Consider the following 15,627-nt stretch of genomic DNA (forward strand, 5'->3'; position numbering starts at 1 on the left):
GGCTTTCAAACAGAAGTAAAACAACTATTAAACTTAATGATTCATTCGTTATATTCGAATAAAGAAATATTTTTACGTGAACTTGTATCAAATGCATCAGATGCCGCCGATAAGCTACGCTTTTTAGCGCTTTCTGATGGCGACCTTTACCAAGGTGATGCCGATTTACGTGTACGTATTAGCGCAGATAAAGAAGCGAACACAATTACCATTTCTGACAATGGTATTGGTATGACGCGTGAAGAAGTGATTAGCTCTTTAGGAACTATTGCTAAGTCGGGTACTGCTGAGTTTTTCAAAAACTTAACCGGTGACCAAAGTAAAGACTCGCAATTAATTGGTCAATTTGGTGTTGGTTTTTACTCGGCATTTATTGTGGCTGATGAAGTGACAGTGCGCACGCGTAAAGCGGGTGAAACACAAGCGTACGAGTGGCAATCACAAGGTGAAGGTGAGTACACGTTACAAGAAATTGAAAAAGAAGGCCGTGGTACGGATATCATTTTACACCTGCGTGAAGAAGAAAAAGAATACGCGGATGAATACCGTTTACGTAGCATCGTTACTAAATACTCAGATCATATTTCTACGCCTGTACAAATGTATAAAGCAGAAGTGCCTGAGTCTGAAGGCGAAGACGGCGAAAAAATCCCAGCAGTTCCAGGTGAATGGGAAAGCATTAACCGTGCAACCGCTTTATGGACACGTGATAAGTCAGAGGTTTCTGATGAAGAATACAAAGAGTTTTACAAGCATGTAAGCCATGATTGGGAAGAGCCGCTAAACTGGGCGCACAATAAAGTAGAAGGTAAAACTGAGTACACAAGCTTATTGTATATCCCTAAAAAAGCGCCGTTCGATTTATGGAACCGTGAGCGCCAAAGTGGCTTAAAACTGTATGTTCAACGTGTCTTTATTATGGATGACGCTGAGCAATTAATGCCGACCTACTTACGCTTTGTTAAAGGTCTTATTGATACTAATGACCTCCCATTGAACGTATCCCGTGAAATCTTGCAAGATAACAAGATTACTCGCTCAATGCGTAATGGTAGTACTAAGAAAGTGTTGCAGATGCTCAAGAAATTGGCAAAAGACGACGCCGAGCAATATCAAGGCTTCTGGGATACTTTTGGTAATGTGTTAAAAGAGGGTCCTGCGGAAGACAGTGGTAATCGGGAACGCATCGCTGAGCTGTTGCGTTTTGCGTCGACACATACCGATGAGCAAACTCAAAATGTCAGTTTAGATGATTACGTTGAACGCATGAAAGAAGGCCAAGACAAGATTTTCTATATCGTCGCCGACAGTTTTGAGGCTGCGAAGAATAATCCTGCCCTTGAGATCTTCCGTAAGAAAGGCATCGAAGTACTATTGCTCTCTGAACGCATTGACGAGTGGTTGATGAGCCATTTAACTGAGTTTAAAGAGAAGTCGTTGCAGTCGGTAACGCGCGGCGATTTAGACTTAGGCGACTTAGATGATGAAAATGACAAGGCCGAGCAAGAAAAGTCAGAAGAAGCGTTTAAAGAACAGTTAGAACGCTTTGAAAAAGCACTCGGTGAGCGCGTTAAAAAAGTGCGTGTAACGCACCGTTTGACTAATTCGCCTGCGTGTATCATTACCGATGACAATGATATGAGCACGCAGATGGCTAAGCTGATGGAAGCTGCGGGTCAGAAAGTACCTGAAACAAAATACATTTTTGAGGTTAACCCGGATCATCCTTTAGTCGTAAAAATGCAAGGCAAGAACGATGAGGAATTTGCCGAGTGGGCTCAAGTACTGCTTGATCAAGCTACGCTCGCAGAGCGCGGAAACCTTAAGGATCCAGCGTCTTTCGTGACTCGTCTTAATAAGTTAATGCTTAACGCATAATCACGCTATAGCGCACAGCAACAAACGCTTGCTGTGCGCCTCTTTTCTTGTAAAAACGCCCTCATCGGGGTAAAGTTCCCCTCAGACACTTGAATACAAATATAAACGAGGCTGTTTATGCGCATTATTTTGCTCGGCGCTCCGGGTGCGGGAAAGGGCACTCAAGCTCAATTTTTGATGAATACCTTTGGTATCCCACAGATTTCAACGGGTGATATGCTACGAGCCGCAATCAAGTCCGGTTCAGAGCTTGGTAAGAAAGCAAAGCAAGTGATGGATGCAGGACAACTGGTTTCTGATGAAATCATCATCGAACTAGTCAAAGAACGTATCGCCGAACCGGACTGCCAAAACGGTTTCTTGCTCGACGGCTTCCCGCGCACGATTCCACAAGCTGACGCCATGCGTGAAAACGGTATCGAAGTTGACTACGTACTTGAGTTTGCGGTACCTGACGACGTGATTGTTGAGCGTATGAGTGGACGTCGTGTACACCCAGGTTCAGGTCGTGTTTATCATATTAAACACAACCCACCTAAAGAAGAGGGCAAAGACGATGAGACCGGTGAAGAGCTGGTTATTCGTCCAGACGACCAAGAGCAGACCGTACGCAAACGCTTAGCGGTCTACCATGAACAAACAGAGCCTTTGGTTGAATATTATCAATCACTCGCAAAAGAAACGGACACCGAGTATCATCGTATTGATGGAACTCAGCCAGTCGAAGCTGTAAGTAAGGAACTCGGTGCACTGCTTAAGTAAAGAGTTGCACTGAAAGGTTTTGATAGAGGCTCACCCCACTGGTGAGCCTTTTTAATTTTATGTGTTACCACTTTATCGGAGAACATCATGGCCACCCTCACCATAACGAGTTTATTTGCAGGCATTCTGGCATTGATCTACGTTGTACTTTCGGTTCGCATTATTCAGCTCCGTTGGCGTCATCGTGTAGGTATTGGGACCAATAAAGTTGAAGAATTACAACGCGCTGTGCGCGCGCACGGTAACTTTATAGAATACGTTCCGTTGATGTTGTTGATGCTTGCTCTTATCGAGTTTAGTGGGGTTGGCAGTGCATGGATCTATAGCTTAGGTGGTGCGTTGACCATCGCCCGTATTGCTCACGCTGCGGGTCTATCCTCTAACGCAGGTGTGTCCTGGCCTCGTACGGTCGGTGTCCTCGGCACATTCAGCGTGTTGTTACTGCAAGCGGGCATTTTAATCGGCATCTTTGTTGGCCAGCTATAGGAGACATTGACGTGCAGGAGTTAGCACCCGGAATTTCTTATCTGCCCTCGCAGGGCGAAGTCAAAGGCACCTGTGTATTGCTTCACAGTTCGCAAAGTTCTAACGCGCAATGGAAAATACTGCAACAAACGTTAAGCAATGACTATAACGTTGTAGGGATCGATTTATTGGGCTACGGACGTGCGCCTGACGTAGAGTCTGCGCCGCATTTTCGCTTGCAGCAAGAAATTACGCGCATCGAAAGAGCACTCAAGCCAACCTTGGGTAATCAGTCGCTAATTTTGATTGGTCATTCTTACGGTGGGGCGGTTGCGCTAAAAATGGCGCAACAAAAACATTTTAATATTGAGCGCGTGGTTGTGTATGAGCCAGTCAGTTTTCATGTGTTGGAGGAAGATTCTCCTGGCATGCAAGAAATTCGGCAGGTGAGTGATGCGATGCACGGGAAAGATGAGGTAGAATGCACGCGCACCTTTATTGATTACTGGAACCAACCCGGTTATTTCGATGCTCTGCCAGAGCGTGTTCAACAAGGTATGGTTGCGCAAGCGGCAAAAGTTGCGCTGGATTTCGACGCACTATTAAATGATGAACTAACGCTTAAAGATTATCAGCAGGTTGAAGCGCCTGTATTGATTTTACAAGGTGAATACACACGTCGCAGTGCGCGAGCGGTGGTTAAAGCATTATCCACGGCGCTGACATCAGTGACTGTAAAACCCGTCCTAGCTGGACACATGGGACCTCTTACGCATCCGGCTGAGGTTAACCCACTTATTCTTGACTTTATTTAGGATGTTGTAAGTCATGGCCAAACACACGCACGAAATTAGAAAGCTCGCTAAACTGACCGGCCCTATATTAGTCGCGCAACTGACGCAGATGCTCATGAGCGTAGTCGATACAGTGATGGCAGGGCGTAAAGATGCGGTGGATTTGGCAGCCGTTTCGGTGGGTGGCAGTATTTTTGTACCGGTCACTTTGTTGATGTTTGGTATTGCACTCGCGTTGGCGCCTATCGTTTCGCACTTTGACGGCTCAAAGAAGTATCGCCGCATGGCGAACATGCTACAGCAAGGGTTGTATGCGTGTGCTATTTTTGGCGTGTTAGCTTTGGTGGTCTTGCAGTTTTCGCCCTACATTCTTGACTGGATGGAGGTGGAGGATCGCTTCCGGCAAGTGACGCTAGATTACGTTAATTACATTGCGTGGGGTGTACCCGGTTTTGTTATTTATGTGATTTTAAGAAACTTCTGTGAGGGATTATCCAATACTATGCCATCCTTAGTGATTGGCTTTATTGGGTTACTCATTAATATTCCGGCAAACTATATCTTTATTTACGGTCACTTTGGCGCGCCCGAACTCGGTGGTGCAGGGTGTGGTTTAGCATCGGCTTTGGTGTTTTGGGGCATGGCTATTTCGATGGCGATCTATGTATTCACCAGTCGTCGTTATAAGAAGCTTCACCTACTCAGACGCTGGTATCCACCTAAGTTCGATGACGTGGCGTATATTATAAAAATAGGCTTTCCGATAGCGATGTCACTGTTTTTTGAAGTCAGCCTATTTGCCGCAGTGGCGTTATTGATTGCACCACTAGGTCCAACAGTGGTATCTGCTCACCAAATTGCATTGAACATCAGCTCGTTGGTATATATGGTGCCATTGAGCATTTCGATGGCCGTGACACTTCGAGTGGGTTTTGCTTTAGGCGCTGGTGAGCCCAAAAATGCCATGCTGAGTTTTAAAATTGCGATGGTATTCGGCATGGTATTCGCCGCGGTTAACGGTATCATCATGTATTTAGGTGGTGCTTGGCTGGCAAGCTTGTATACGCCTGATACCGCGATTATTAATCTTGCCGCAACGCTGATGGGATTGGCGGCGATTTTTACGATGTCGGATACGTTTCAAGCCGTTGCTATGGGAACCTTACGGGGATACAAAGACACCAAATGGCCGATGATCATGGCGTTTATCTCGTATTGGCCATTCGGCTTAACAGTCGGCTACATTCTTGGACGCACTGACTGGTGGGTGCCTCGCATGGGAGCCGCGGGCTTTTGGATTGGCTTTATTAGTGGCTTAACAGTCGCCGCGGTGATGCTCACCATCCGCTTGCGCTTCGTATCTAAGCATTACGAGCGCAAGCAGTTCGAGCAAACAGTGAACAACGCCACTTAACGGTGGCGTTGGTGTAGTACCTCAAGCACTTGTTCGAGGCTCAAATCACTCGCTTCTAAAGTCACCAGTAGGTGATAAAGTAAATCGGCACTTTCATTAAGTAACTCATCTTTATCCTGCACAGTGGCGGCAAGCGCAACCTCAACACCTTCCTCACCCACCTTCTGAGCGATACGCTTAATGGGTTGGCTTAATAGTTTTGCGGTGTAGCTTTCGTCAGGTGAGGCGCTGCGACGCGCTTTAATGATGTTGTTTAACTGCACTAAAAAGGGTGCAGGCGCTTCGGCAAAACATGAGCGCGTACCTAAGTGGCAAGTCGGTCCTTGCGGTATTGCTTGGACAAGAATCGAATCATTGTCACAGTCGCGGTAAGCGCCAGTGAACTGTAAAACATGACCCGACTGCTCACCTTTTTGCCAAAGCCGCTGTTTGCTGCGGCTGTAAAAAGTCACTGCTTTGGTTTGCAAAGTTTGTAGCAATGCATCGCGGTTCATGTAACCTTGCATAAGTACTTCGCCGGTTAGGACATGCTGTACAATACAGGGAACAAGCTGATTCATTTTCTCCCAAGCAAGTTGGTCTACCGTGCTTTCAGTAATTAGCATGTTACAAAACTCCTTGTTCGATTGGACGAATAGCGATGCCTTCGTCAATCAGTTGTTGCTTCAGCTCCGCCATGGCGATGATATTCTTATGAAACACCGAAGCGGCTAAGGCACCATCAACATCGGCTTGTTTAAATACATTGGTAAAATGGTTAATGGCACCTGCACCACCAGACGCGATCAGCGGCACTGAACAGTGACGGCGTATTGATGCCAGTTGTTCGACATCATAGCCTTTTCTTACACCATCTTGATTCATACAGTTGAGAACGATCTCACCGGCACCTCGCGCGATGACCTCGTTGACCCAATCTTTGGTCTGCCACTGCGAGCGACGTGATTTGCTCTCGTCACCGGTAAACTGATGCACCTCGTATTCACCGCTGTCTGCATTAAAATAGCTATCAATACCGATGACGACACATTGCTGACCGAACTCATCCACCATCTCATTGATCAGCTCAGGATTCATCAGCGCAGGCGAGTTAATTGATAACTTATCGGCGCCCATGGAAAGGAGCTCACGACCATGAGCCAGCGTACGAATACCACCTGCGACGGTAAATGGAATATCGATTTCGCGCGCGACGCGTTCAACCCAACTCTTGTCTACCGTGCGGCCATCAGAGGATGCCGTAATATCGTAGAAAACCAATTCATCAGCGCCTATTTCCGCATAGCGTTTTGCTAGGGGCAAGATGTCGCCGATCAGTTCGTGATTACGAAATTGAACGCCCTTGACGACTTGACCGTCACGAACATCTAAGCAGGGGATGATGCGTTTTGCCAGCATTGGATCGCCTCCTCTAAACTAAATGCACCGGTCAGTAATGACTTACCTAAGATAACGTGGTCACAGTTCGCTGCTTTCAAGCGTTGTATATCTTCAAGACTATTAACACCGCCCGACGCCTGCCATTGAATGGCTGGGAAACGCTTTTTATAAGCTTCGTATAGTCCCACATTACTACCTTGCATAGTGCCGTCACGGCTGATGTCGGTACACAATACATGGGCGCAACCCAATGCGGAGAAACGTTTGAGTATGTCGTCTAACGTCACGTCACTGGATGACTGCCAACCATGAGTCGCAACACGCGCAATGCCATCCGCGTCAATGTTGACATCAAGTGCGAGCACGATTTTTTCAGCGCCAAATTGTTTAAACCAAGTCTCGACCTGTTCCGGATCGGTAACGGCTTTTGAGCCAATGACGACTCGTTTAATACCACAGGCAAGAATTTCTTCGATATCCTCAGTGCTACGAATACCACCGCCGGCCTGACAGTTTAAATTGGTCGCCGCGCAAATTGTGCGCAGTGTTTCGAGTTGGCGATTTTGCGGATTCTTCGCACCATCTAAATCGACCAAGTGCAGCCATTGTGCCCCCGCGGCTTGGTAGCTTTGCGCTTGCTCAACAGCATCAATGTCGAACGTTGTTTGTTGACTAAAGTCACCTTGATAGAGGCGCACAACCCGGCCTTCAATCAAGTCTAATGCAGGAATCATCATAACGCGTTCTCCAAGAAACGTTTAAGCATGGCACGACCGACCGCACCTGAGCGCTCAGGATGAAATTGAGCACCGATAAAATTATCTTTGCGGATCATGGCCGCGAACGTATCACCGTAATCACAGGTGGCGATGGTGTAGTCATCTTTTGCAACGGCGTAACTGTGAACAAAATAACAATAAGGCTCGGTGTCATTATCGAGCAACGGATTGGTGTTGGTTGCACAGACGTTATTCCAGCCCATATGCGGCAAAGGTCTATCACCGACCTGCATACGTTTAGTTTGCGCAGGGATTAAGCCTAAGCACTCCACGTCACCTTCCTCAGAGTGTGCTGTCATCAGCTGCATACCAAGACAAATACCCAATGTAGGTTGGGTGAGCGCTTTAATAGGTTCAATTAACTGTTTACGTTGCAGATTGCGCATCGCTGCAGCTGCTGTTCCCACACCCGGCAAGATGACGCGATCAGCGGCGCCGATGATCGCCTCATCGTCAGTAATTACAGGCTGATAGCCTAAGCGCTCAATGGCAAACTTTACCGAGGTGAGATTCGCACACTCGGTATCGACAATTACAATTTTCACGCGAGCATTCCTTTACTTGAAGGTAACTGTTGGTCGCCCGTTTTTGCTACCGCTTGACGCAGCGCGCGACCAAAGACTTTAAACAAGCTTTCAACCTGGTGGTGCGTGTTGCCCTCAGTCGTTGACAAGTGCAAGCTAATCGCCATTGCATCGGTGAGCGAGCGGAAGAAGTGCTCAACCATTTCGGTTGATAATTCGCCCACTTTGTCGCGCGTGAAATCCGCCTGCCACTTGAGGTAAGGTCGACCTGAAAGATCGATAAGACACTCAGCACGACACTCATCCATCGGCAATGCAAAACCAAAACGGCCAATACCGCGTTTGTCACCTAAGGCTTGGCGTAGTGCCTGACCTAGTGCCAGCGCCGTATCTTCAATGGTGTGGTGGTCGTCAATGTGTAAATCACCTGTCACATTGACGGTTAAGCTGATGCCAGCGTGTGTGGCAATTTGCTCTAGCATGTGATCAAAGAAGCCAATACCCGTCGAAAATGAGCGCGGTGTTGCATTATCGAGGTCAACTGCAATACGAATATCGGTCTCATGGGTGGTACGGATCACCTTAGCAGAACGTGAGCGTTGGGTCAGGTCGCGCACGATAGCGTTCCAATCTAGGTTGGCACGGTCATATCGAATACCGCGTATACCCATACTCTCTGCAAGTTTAATGTCCGTTTCGCGATCGCCAATCACATAACTATCGGTGAAGTCGATAAGGCCTTTTTGTAGGTAATCCTGCACCAAGCCGAGTTTTGGCTTCCGGCAACTACAGTTGTCTTCCTCAAAATGTGGGCAAATCAGTACGTCGTCGAAGCGCACGCCTTGACTTGCAAAGACAGCCATCATTAAGTCATGGGGCGCGTCGAAGTCGGCTTGTGGAAAACTGTCTGTCCCCAGCCCGTCTTGGTTGGACACCATGACGAGGCGATAACCCGCCTGCTGTAACTTAAGCAGGGCAGGGATCACATTCGGCTCAAATTCGAGCTTACTGACGCTGTCTAATTGTTTGTCGACAGGCGGTTCGAGCACCAGTGTGCCGTCACGATCGATAAATAGCCAACGTTGCTGATTCATTGAGTATCTCCAAAAAAGCATTTCAGTGCATCAATAACAAGTGTGTTTTCTCGTTCATTACCGACGCTGATGCGTACTGTGTTGTCGAGTCCAACCTGGGCTGATTGATTACGTATTAATATACCGTTCTGCTGCATGGTCTGCATGAGGCTATCGGCATCGGCAACACGATACAGTAAAAAGTTCGTTTCACTCTCGGCAACCAACGCCATTGGTAGTTCCGCTAATTCATCGCCGATGCGCTGGCGCTGTTTGACGGTGCGTGTTACGTCGGCTTGAACGCGTTCGATGCCCACAGGCGATAACGCCTGGCTAGCAATTTGAATGGTCAAGTCTGGCAGCGGATAAGGCGCCAGTACTTTCTGCAATACGGTAATGACGTCTTCGTTGGCGAGCGCAAAACCACAGCGTGCGCCGGCGAGCGCAAACGCTTTTGATAAAGTACGCAACACCACCAAGTTAGGATATTTCGCTAACCAATCGACGACACTCGCCTCGGCACAAAACTCGATGTAAGCCTCATCAACGACCACGAGACTGGTCGTCGCGAACTTAAGCACTGCCTCGATATCTTCTTGTGCAAGCCGATTACCGACAGGGTTGGAAGGAGAACACAAGAAAATGAGACGAGCGTCTGCGCTACGCGCCTTGATAGCGTCTAAATCGAGTTGATAAGACGAAGTTAAGGGTACCGAGACCACGTCAGCTCCATGCGTCTGCGCAGAAATTGCATACATACCGTAGGTCGGTGGGCAGATAAGCACACGGTCTTGTTTAGGTTCGCAAAACGCTTTGATAAGCAGTTCGATTGCTTCGTCAGACCCGCGGCAACTTAATACCTGTTCAAGGCGAACATTAGCGTAGTCCGCGTAAGCTTGATTGAGGCGCTGCGACTGAAACGCTGGGTACCGGTTCAACTGTGAGCAATCCAGCGCGTAATCGTATGCGTAGGGTGACTCGTTGGCGTTTAGCCATACTGAACCGCCACTCATCGAGCGTCGCGCTGATGCGTAGGGCACCAAAGTTTTCAAGTGTGGGCGCTGTAACTGTTCGGCTAAGCTCATACGTTGTCCTCCTGCGCCTCTAAGCGAATGGTCACGGCGCGTTTATGCGCATCTAAGCCTTCGATTTCGGCGAGCGTGGTAATGCTGTCAGCGAGATCAGCTAAACCATCGCGAGTCACTTCTTGCAACGTGTAGCGGCGATAAAAGTCTAATAGCCCTAAACTGCTGTAGTTTTTAGCGTAGCCATAGGTCGGTAAGACGTGGTTTGTACCAGTTGCATAGTCGCCACCCGATTCAGGGGTATAGTGACCGACAAAAATCGATCCTGCTGTAGTTAGTTGCTCACTCAATGCTGCTGCCGCATCGGTTTGTATAGCAAGGTGCTCGGGTGCGTAACTTTGTGTAACGGCAACCGCCTCGGCTAAGTTTTTAGTGACAATTAACCGGCTTGAAGCAAGTGCTTGCCGCGCGATGTCGACGCGAGGTAATGCATTACATTGCGCAACAAGCTCAGCTTGCACCGCTTGGGCAAGCGCAGCTGATGGTGTGACTAGAATAACCTGTGAGTCTGGACCATGCTCTGCTTGAGATAATAAATCAGCGGCGACAAAACGCGCATTGGCGGTGTCATCAGCGAGCACTAACAGCTCTGAAGGACCGGCCGGCATATCAATGCTAATGCCGCTATCGTTTTGACTTAATTGTTGCTTTGCTTCTGTCACAAACGCATTGCCCGGGCCAAATACTTTATCAACTTTAGGTACGGACTCGGTTCCGTACGCCAACGCTGCGATGGCCTGCGCACCGCCACACATAACTAAGGTATCGATACCACATTTTTCTGCAGCGTAGACGACTTCCGGTGACATCTGACCTTGTTTATTAGGAGGCGTCACGAGTACACGGGTTTTGCAGCCTGCAATCTGTGCGGGTACGCCTAACATGAGTGCGGTAGAAGGTAAGGTCGCCGACCCCCCGGGGATATAAAGACCGACCGACTCAAGGGCCGTGTATTTTAGTGTGCAGCGCACACCTGGTGAGGTGTTCAGCGTAATATCTTCAGGTGTTTGCGCGAGGTGAAAGGCACGAATATTGTCATAAGCTTTATCAATCGCCGCTTTAGCTCGCTCGGAAACATGTGCCAGTAACGCTTGCTTCTGTTCACCGTTTAACACCAATTGCGAGATGTCTGCACAATCAAATTGACGGGTGTAGTCAAGTAACGCTGCGTCACCTTCAGTTTTCATGCGCTCAATGATTGAGCGCACGGTTTCTTTCAGCTCACGTGAGCGGCTCTGTTCAGGGCGAGCAAGCGTGGCTTGTCGCTCTGAATTGCTAAGCTGTGACCATTGTGTGATGGCAATGCTTTGTCGCGTTAACATACCGATTATCCCATCATTTTTTCAATTGGTAATACGAGTATTGAGCTGCAGCCAAGGTCTTTTAAATCTTCCATTGTTTCCCAGAACAGCTTTTCTGTACTCACGACGTGCACAGCCACTTGCTCATCAGTGTGACTCAGTGGCAGTACGGTAGGCGTTTCGGCGCCAGGAAGTAATGCGTTGACTTCATCCAGGCGGTTTTTGGGTGCGTGCAGCATAATGTATTTGCTTTCTTTCGCCATTTGCACACCGTCAATTCGCGGTAGTAGCTGGTCCATCATAGCCTGCTTTTCAGCGGATAATGGATTGGCGTTTTGAATCAACTGCGCCTGTGAACGAAAGATGACTTCTTTCTCAACGAGACCGTTAGCTTCTAATGTGGCGCCGGTCGAGACTAAATCACAAATGGCATCGGCAAGCCCAGCGCGTGGCGCGACTTCGACTGACCCGGTTAGAACGACATTCTTTGCGCTAATGCCGTTATTTTTTAGGTAGCGTTGCAGTAGGTACGGGTAAGTACTTGCGATACGCTTACCTTGCAGATCGTCGATAGAGTTGTAGTCGCTTTCGCGTGGCACCGCAATGGACAGGCGGCAACCGCCAAAGTCAAGGCTACGTAGAGCCTTATACTCTGCATTTTCATTGACCGCGGAGCGCTCAAGCGCGACCTCTTCTAATACGTTTTCACCCACTAAACCGAGGTCGACGACGCCATCCATAACTAGGCCTGGAATGTCATCGTCGCGTACTCTAAGTAAATCAATAGGGTGGCTGGTACTGTGGGCGATAAGGCGTGCTTCATTAATGCTGAATTTGACACCGCATGCATTAAGCAAAGATAAAGACTCCTTGCTTAAACGGCCTGACTTTTGAATCGCAATAGTAAGTCGTTCACTCATTGATCTACTCCTGATAATAAAAAAACCCTTCGAAAGCTGCCTTTCGAAGGGTTGTATAGTCATGCGAAAGGCTAGTCAAAATATGGACTAGCCTGAATAATAAACGTAGCTAGCCCAGTGGTTTCAAGTGGTGATGATGGTGGTGCTGGCTAAGGTTCATTTGTTCGCTTCCTTAAAAAAATGGATGTAACTGTTAAGTTGTATAGCACTATAAATAAAAAAAGCACTGAACGCAACTCTATTGGCGCATAAAAGTTGGACGATAATAGTCTAAACTCATGACAAAGAGACGTGTGGAGACGCGATATGGTCAACTTTGATGCAATGATTCCTTTGATACCGAAAGATGCGCGTATTCCGGTGAGTCACAATGAAGAGCAACTGAAAGTAGAGCAAGTGGAGAAAACCCAAAAACTTGCTGCTGTTGAAGAAGAGCAAGAAAATAGTATCAGTGATCGCGATGCCGAACACCATGAGCAAGGTGCGCAATCAAGAGAGGGTGAAGCAAACGAAGAGCAAAGCGAGGATGATGAACGTCGTGATGGTGACGGGCACATCGATACCTATGCTTAAGACAGACACCTAAGTAATGCGATGTCGACACGCAAAAAGTAAGTTATAACCTATCTAGCTGCATGGGATTTAACATTAACAGCGAGCTGGCAACTATGTCATACTATAGCGCTTTAATCAGTCGATATTTGAATTAGGTGTGGGCATTTAATGAGCAAAGTGGCAGCTGTTTTTACGCCCGAGGGTCAACTGGCAAAGGCGATAGAGGGCTTTCAGCCGCGCGATGCTCAGCTTACCATGGCCCAGGCTATTGAAAAATCCATTCGCAAAAAAGGTACCTTGGTTGTTGAAGCCGAGACCGGTACCGGTAAAACCTTTGCGTACTTAGCGCCTGTACTTCAAGCCAAAGGTAAGGCGATTATTTCCACGGGTACCAAAGCACTTCAGGAACAGCTTTACCATCGAGACTTACCCACTTTACGCGCTGCGCTGGCGCCGGAAAAGGTCATTGCCCTATTAAAGGGCCGCTCAAATTACCTCTGTACTCATCGCCTAGAGCAAGCACAGTTACAAGCCGGTCAGTTTAATAGCGAGACACAAACCAAGCTGGTTAAAGTGAAACGTTGGTCAACACAGACCCGAGATGGTGATATTGGTGAGTTGGTGGTACTGCAGGATGATCCTCAGTTGACTGCCTTAGTGACTAGCACCAAGGATAATTGTTTGGGACGCGAGTGCCCGAATTACGACGACTGCTACTTAGTCAAAGCGCGTGATGAAGCTAAACAAGCTGATGTCGTGGTCGTCAATCATCATTTATTTTTTGCGGACTTAGCAATTAAAGATACGGGTTTCGGTGAAATCATACCCGAGTCAGATATGGTGGTGTTTGATGAAGCGCATCAGGTGCCTGATATTGCGAGCCAATATTTTGGCGACTCATTGTCTTCACGGCAATTAATAGAAATCGCTGATGAGGTTCAGCGGTTGTGTTTAACAGAGCTAAAGGACCTCGCTCAAGCGGCGCAAATGGCGCGTATTCTGACACAAGTAGTACGAGATTGGCGGTTACAATTTCCATCGGACCCGACGCGTGGAAACTGGCGTGATAAACGTGATGACTCTTCAATGACCGAGGTGTGTAGCCGTGTCGCAGAGAAGCTCACCTTATTTATCGATGTCATCAAAACAGCGCGTGGGCGTCATAAAGAAATGGATAGCCTCATTGAACGCGCTGAGGAAGCCTATGATTTGTGGCAACAGTTGATGCAAACGGATCAGACAGGTTATAGCTTCTGGTATGAAACAACGGTGCGTCATATTGTTTTGCACCAAACGCCACTGAGCGTTGCTAAGCGTTTTGGTAACTTGGTCAAACACAGTGATCGAGGTTGGGTATTTACTTCGGCAACGCTCTCAGTCAACGAGAAGTTTGACTACTTTGTTAATCGACTCGGGCTGTGGGATGCCGAAACTTTGGTGCTAGCAAGTCCGTTTGACTTCGAGCACCAAGCGATGCTGTGTTTGCCGCGTTATCTACCACCGGCCAACCAGTTTAATCGCGATCAACGACTCGCGCAGTTGGCGCAACAATGTATTGAGGCCAACCAAGGCGGTACGTTCTTATTATTTACCAGTCACAGCATGTTGAAGCGTGTCGCCAATTTGCTTGATGAAAAGCTGGATAGGCCTGTACTGGTTCAAGGTGAGGGCAGTAAACGCAGTATTTTGCAGAAGTTTACTGATGCAGGTAATGCTGTTTTATTAGGCACTTCGTCGTTCTGGGAAGGCGTCGATGTGCGTGGCGCGGCGTTAAGGTGTGTCATTATCGATAAATTGCCGTTTGCCTCACCCGACGACCCGTTACTTAATGCGCGGGTAGAGGACGCTAAGTTGCGGGGGGTGGATGCTTTTCATACTATTCAATTGCCCGAGGCCATTATTGCGCTGAAGCAAGGAGCAGGGCGCTTGATACGCGATCAGCGTGACTCCGGGGTATTGATTGTCTGTGATGACCGACTTGTCACGCGCCAGTATGGAGCACGCTTTATTAAAAGTTTACCGCCGATGGCTCGAACACGTGATCTGAGCCGGGCAATGCTGTTTTTAAAGGATACATATAATGAAACCAACCTTGCTAGCCATTGATACATCGACGGAGAACTGCTCGGTCGCACTTCAGGTTGATAATACGGTCATTAGCCGCGAAATGGAGAGTCCACGCGAGCACTCACAGCGTTTGTTACCTTTTGTTCAAGCTGTGTTAGAAGAAGCCGATATCAAGTTGTCCGATGTCGAGGGGCTGATCGTTGGCATCGGTCCAGGTAGTTTTACTGGGGTTCGTATTGGTGTCTCGATTGCACAAGGCTTAGCTTTTGGTGCCGATCTCGCTGTTCAGTGCGTCAGCAGCTTAGATGCGATGGCACTGGAAGGGGCGCAAAATAAGACAACGGATTGGATTATTAGCGCTATTGATGCCCGAATGGGCGAGGTATACTGGCGTGCTTATAAAAATGATGGCGAGCGATTAGTTACTTTTGCGCCCGCCCAAGTCGCTAAGCCTGAACACCTGAACCTTAGTGAACAGCTCTCTGAGTATGGCTATCGGACGACGGAGTCCGTTGGGTTTGTCGGTACGGGCTGGGAAACCTATGCTGAGCAACTTAAAGCAACAGTGCCCGTAGACCCGCAATCACTTGCTTGCAGGCTACCTACAGCCGCCGCCATGCTGCGTTGGGC

The 15,627-nt window shown here is 48.1% G+C and carries 16 protein-coding genes; 8 read left to right on the top strand and 8 right to left on the bottom strand.

What is annotated here, in order from left to right:
- The 5 genes from htpG to B2X00_RS10370 all read left to right on the top strand — a co-directional run.
- On the top strand, positions 1 to 1,878 hold a 1,878-nt coding region (htpG, locus tag B2X00_RS10350), incomplete at its 5' end, for a molecular chaperone HtpG (RefSeq protein WP_290487460.1).
- A 117-nt stretch (positions 1,879 to 1,995) separates the two neighbouring features.
- Positions 1,996 to 2,640, top strand: coding sequence for an adenylate kinase (adk, locus tag B2X00_RS10355; RefSeq protein ID WP_006956504.1), 645 nt, complete (start codon positions 1,996 to 1,998; stop codon positions 2,638 to 2,640).
- Positions 2,641 to 2,727: 87 nt separating this feature from the next.
- Complete coding sequence (locus B2X00_RS10360) at positions 2,728 to 3,126, top strand: MAPEG family protein (RefSeq protein ID WP_006956505.1); 399 nt, start codon at positions 2,728 to 2,730, stop codon at positions 3,124 to 3,126.
- Positions 3,127 to 3,137: 11 nt separating this feature from the next.
- On the top strand, positions 3,138 to 3,920 hold the full coding sequence (locus tag B2X00_RS10365) for an alpha/beta fold hydrolase (protein ID WP_272977459.1): 783 nt from the start codon (positions 3,138 to 3,140) through the stop codon (positions 3,918 to 3,920).
- A gap of 13 nt (positions 3,921 to 3,933) precedes the next feature.
- Positions 3,934 to 5,313: an MATE family efflux transporter gene (locus B2X00_RS10370; RefSeq protein ID WP_006956507.1), complete on the top strand. Its 1,380-nt coding sequence runs from the start codon at positions 3,934 to 3,936 to the stop codon at positions 5,311 to 5,313.
- Here B2X00_RS10370 and hisIE read toward each other — a convergent pair.
- The 8 genes from hisIE to hisG are packed head-to-tail and all read right to left on the bottom strand — an operon-like array spanning position 5,310 to position 12,375.
- Positions 5,310 to 5,918 (bottom strand): bifunctional phosphoribosyl-AMP cyclohydrolase/phosphoribosyl-ATP diphosphatase HisIE, encoded by a 609-nt coding sequence (gene hisIE / locus B2X00_RS10375; RefSeq protein WP_006956508.1) that lies wholly within the window; start codon positions 5,916 to 5,918, stop codon positions 5,310 to 5,312. The two genes, B2X00_RS10370 and hisIE, sit on opposite strands and share 4 nt — an antisense overlap.
- Before the next feature lies 1 nt (position 5,919).
- The gene (gene hisF, locus B2X00_RS10380; protein WP_006956509.1) at positions 5,920 to 6,711 is read right to left on the bottom strand and encodes an imidazole glycerol phosphate synthase subunit HisF; all 792 of its coding nucleotides are present in this window, start codon (positions 6,709 to 6,711) and stop codon (positions 5,920 to 5,922) included.
- Entirely contained in the window at positions 6,681 to 7,430 is a 750-nt protein-coding gene (gene hisA, locus B2X00_RS10385) for a 1-(5-phosphoribosyl)-5-[(5-phosphoribosylamino)methylideneamino]imidazole-4-carboxamide isomerase (RefSeq protein ID WP_006956510.1), read from the bottom strand. The genes hisF and hisA overlap by 31 nt, the downstream gene beginning before the upstream one ends.
- Entirely contained in the window at positions 7,427 to 8,017 is a 591-nt protein-coding gene (gene hisH, locus B2X00_RS10390; RefSeq protein WP_286681970.1) for an imidazole glycerol phosphate synthase subunit HisH, read from the bottom strand. Before hisH ends, hisA begins: the two co-directional genes overlap by 4 nt.
- Positions 8,014 to 9,090: a bifunctional histidinol-phosphatase/imidazoleglycerol-phosphate dehydratase HisB gene (gene hisB, locus B2X00_RS10395; protein ID WP_290487461.1), complete on the bottom strand. Its 1,077-nt coding sequence runs from the start codon at positions 9,088 to 9,090 to the stop codon at positions 8,014 to 8,016. Before hisB ends, hisH begins: the two co-directional genes overlap by 4 nt.
- Positions 9,087 to 10,154, bottom strand: a complete 1,068-nt coding sequence (hisC, locus tag B2X00_RS10400; protein WP_290487462.1) for a histidinol-phosphate transaminase — start codon at positions 10,152 to 10,154, stop codon at positions 9,087 to 9,089. Before hisC ends, hisB begins: the two co-directional genes overlap by 4 nt.
- Positions 10,151 to 11,476: a histidinol dehydrogenase gene (gene hisD / locus B2X00_RS10405; RefSeq protein ID WP_287830650.1), complete on the bottom strand. Its 1,326-nt coding sequence runs from the start codon at positions 11,474 to 11,476 to the stop codon at positions 10,151 to 10,153. Before hisD ends, hisC begins: the two co-directional genes overlap by 4 nt.
- A gap of 5 nt (positions 11,477 to 11,481) precedes the next feature.
- Entirely contained in the window at positions 11,482 to 12,375 is an 894-nt protein-coding gene (hisG, locus tag B2X00_RS10410) for an ATP phosphoribosyltransferase (protein ID WP_006956515.1), read from the bottom strand.
- Between the two features lie 306 nt (positions 12,376 to 12,681).
- Here hisG and B2X00_RS10415 point away from each other — a divergent pair, with 306 nt between their 5' ends.
- The 3 genes from B2X00_RS10415 to tsaB all read left to right on the top strand — a co-directional run.
- The gene (locus B2X00_RS10415) at positions 12,682 to 12,948 is read left to right on the top strand and encodes a hypothetical protein (protein ID WP_290487463.1); all 267 of its coding nucleotides are present in this window, start codon (positions 12,682 to 12,684) and stop codon (positions 12,946 to 12,948) included.
- Between the two features lie 150 nt (positions 12,949 to 13,098).
- Positions 13,099 to 15,036: an ATP-dependent DNA helicase gene (locus B2X00_RS10420; RefSeq protein WP_290487464.1), complete on the top strand. Its 1,938-nt coding sequence runs from the start codon at positions 13,099 to 13,101 to the stop codon at positions 15,034 to 15,036.
- Positions 15,011 to 15,627 (top strand): tRNA (adenosine(37)-N6)-threonylcarbamoyltransferase complex dimerization subunit type 1 TsaB (tsaB, locus tag B2X00_RS10425; RefSeq protein WP_290487465.1); only part of this gene is annotated, 617 nt, incomplete at its 3' end. The genes B2X00_RS10420 and tsaB, both read left to right, overlap by 26 nt.

It is taken from the genome of Idiomarina sp. UBA3162 (genome assembly GCF_002364475.1).
GTDB lineage: Bacteria > Pseudomonadota > Gammaproteobacteria > Enterobacterales > Alteromonadaceae > Idiomarina.

Coding starts and splice junctions, on each gene's coding strand:
- adk (WP_006956504.1), top strand. CDS start 1,996: ATGCGCATTATTTTGCTCGGCGCTCCGGGTGCGGGAAAGGGCACTCAA.
- B2X00_RS10360 (WP_006956505.1), top strand. CDS start 2,728: ATGGCCACCCTCACCATAACGAGTTTATTTGCAGGCATTCTGGCATTG.
- B2X00_RS10370 (WP_006956507.1), top strand. CDS start 3,934: ATGGCCAAACACACGCACGAAATTAGAAAGCTCGCTAAACTGACCGGC.
- hisIE (WP_006956508.1), bottom strand. CDS start 5,918: ATGCTAATTACTGAAAGCACGGTAGACCAACTTGCTTGGGAGAAAATG.
- hisF (WP_006956509.1), bottom strand. CDS start 6,711: ATGCTGGCAAAACGCATCATCCCCTGCTTAGATGTTCGTGACGGTCAA.
- hisA (WP_006956510.1), bottom strand. CDS start 7,430: ATGATGATTCCTGCATTAGACTTGATTGAAGGCCGGGTTGTGCGCCTC.
- hisB (WP_290487461.1), bottom strand. CDS start 9,090: ATGAATCAGCAACGTTGGCTATTTATCGATCGTGACGGCACACTGGTG.
- hisC (WP_290487462.1), bottom strand. CDS start 10,154: ATGAGCTTAGCCGAACAGTTACAGCGCCCACACTTGAAAACTTTGGTG.
- hisD (WP_287830650.1), bottom strand. CDS start 11,476: ATGTTAACGCGACAAAGCATTGCCATCACACAATGGTCACAGCTTAGC.
- hisG (WP_006956515.1), bottom strand. CDS start 12,375: ATGAGTGAACGACTTACTATTGCGATTCAAAAGTCAGGCCGTTTAAGC.
- B2X00_RS10415 (WP_290487463.1), top strand. CDS start 12,682: ATGGTCAACTTTGATGCAATGATTCCTTTGATACCGAAAGATGCGCGT.
- B2X00_RS10420 (WP_290487464.1), top strand. CDS start 13,099: ATGAGCAAAGTGGCAGCTGTTTTTACGCCCGAGGGTCAACTGGCAAAG.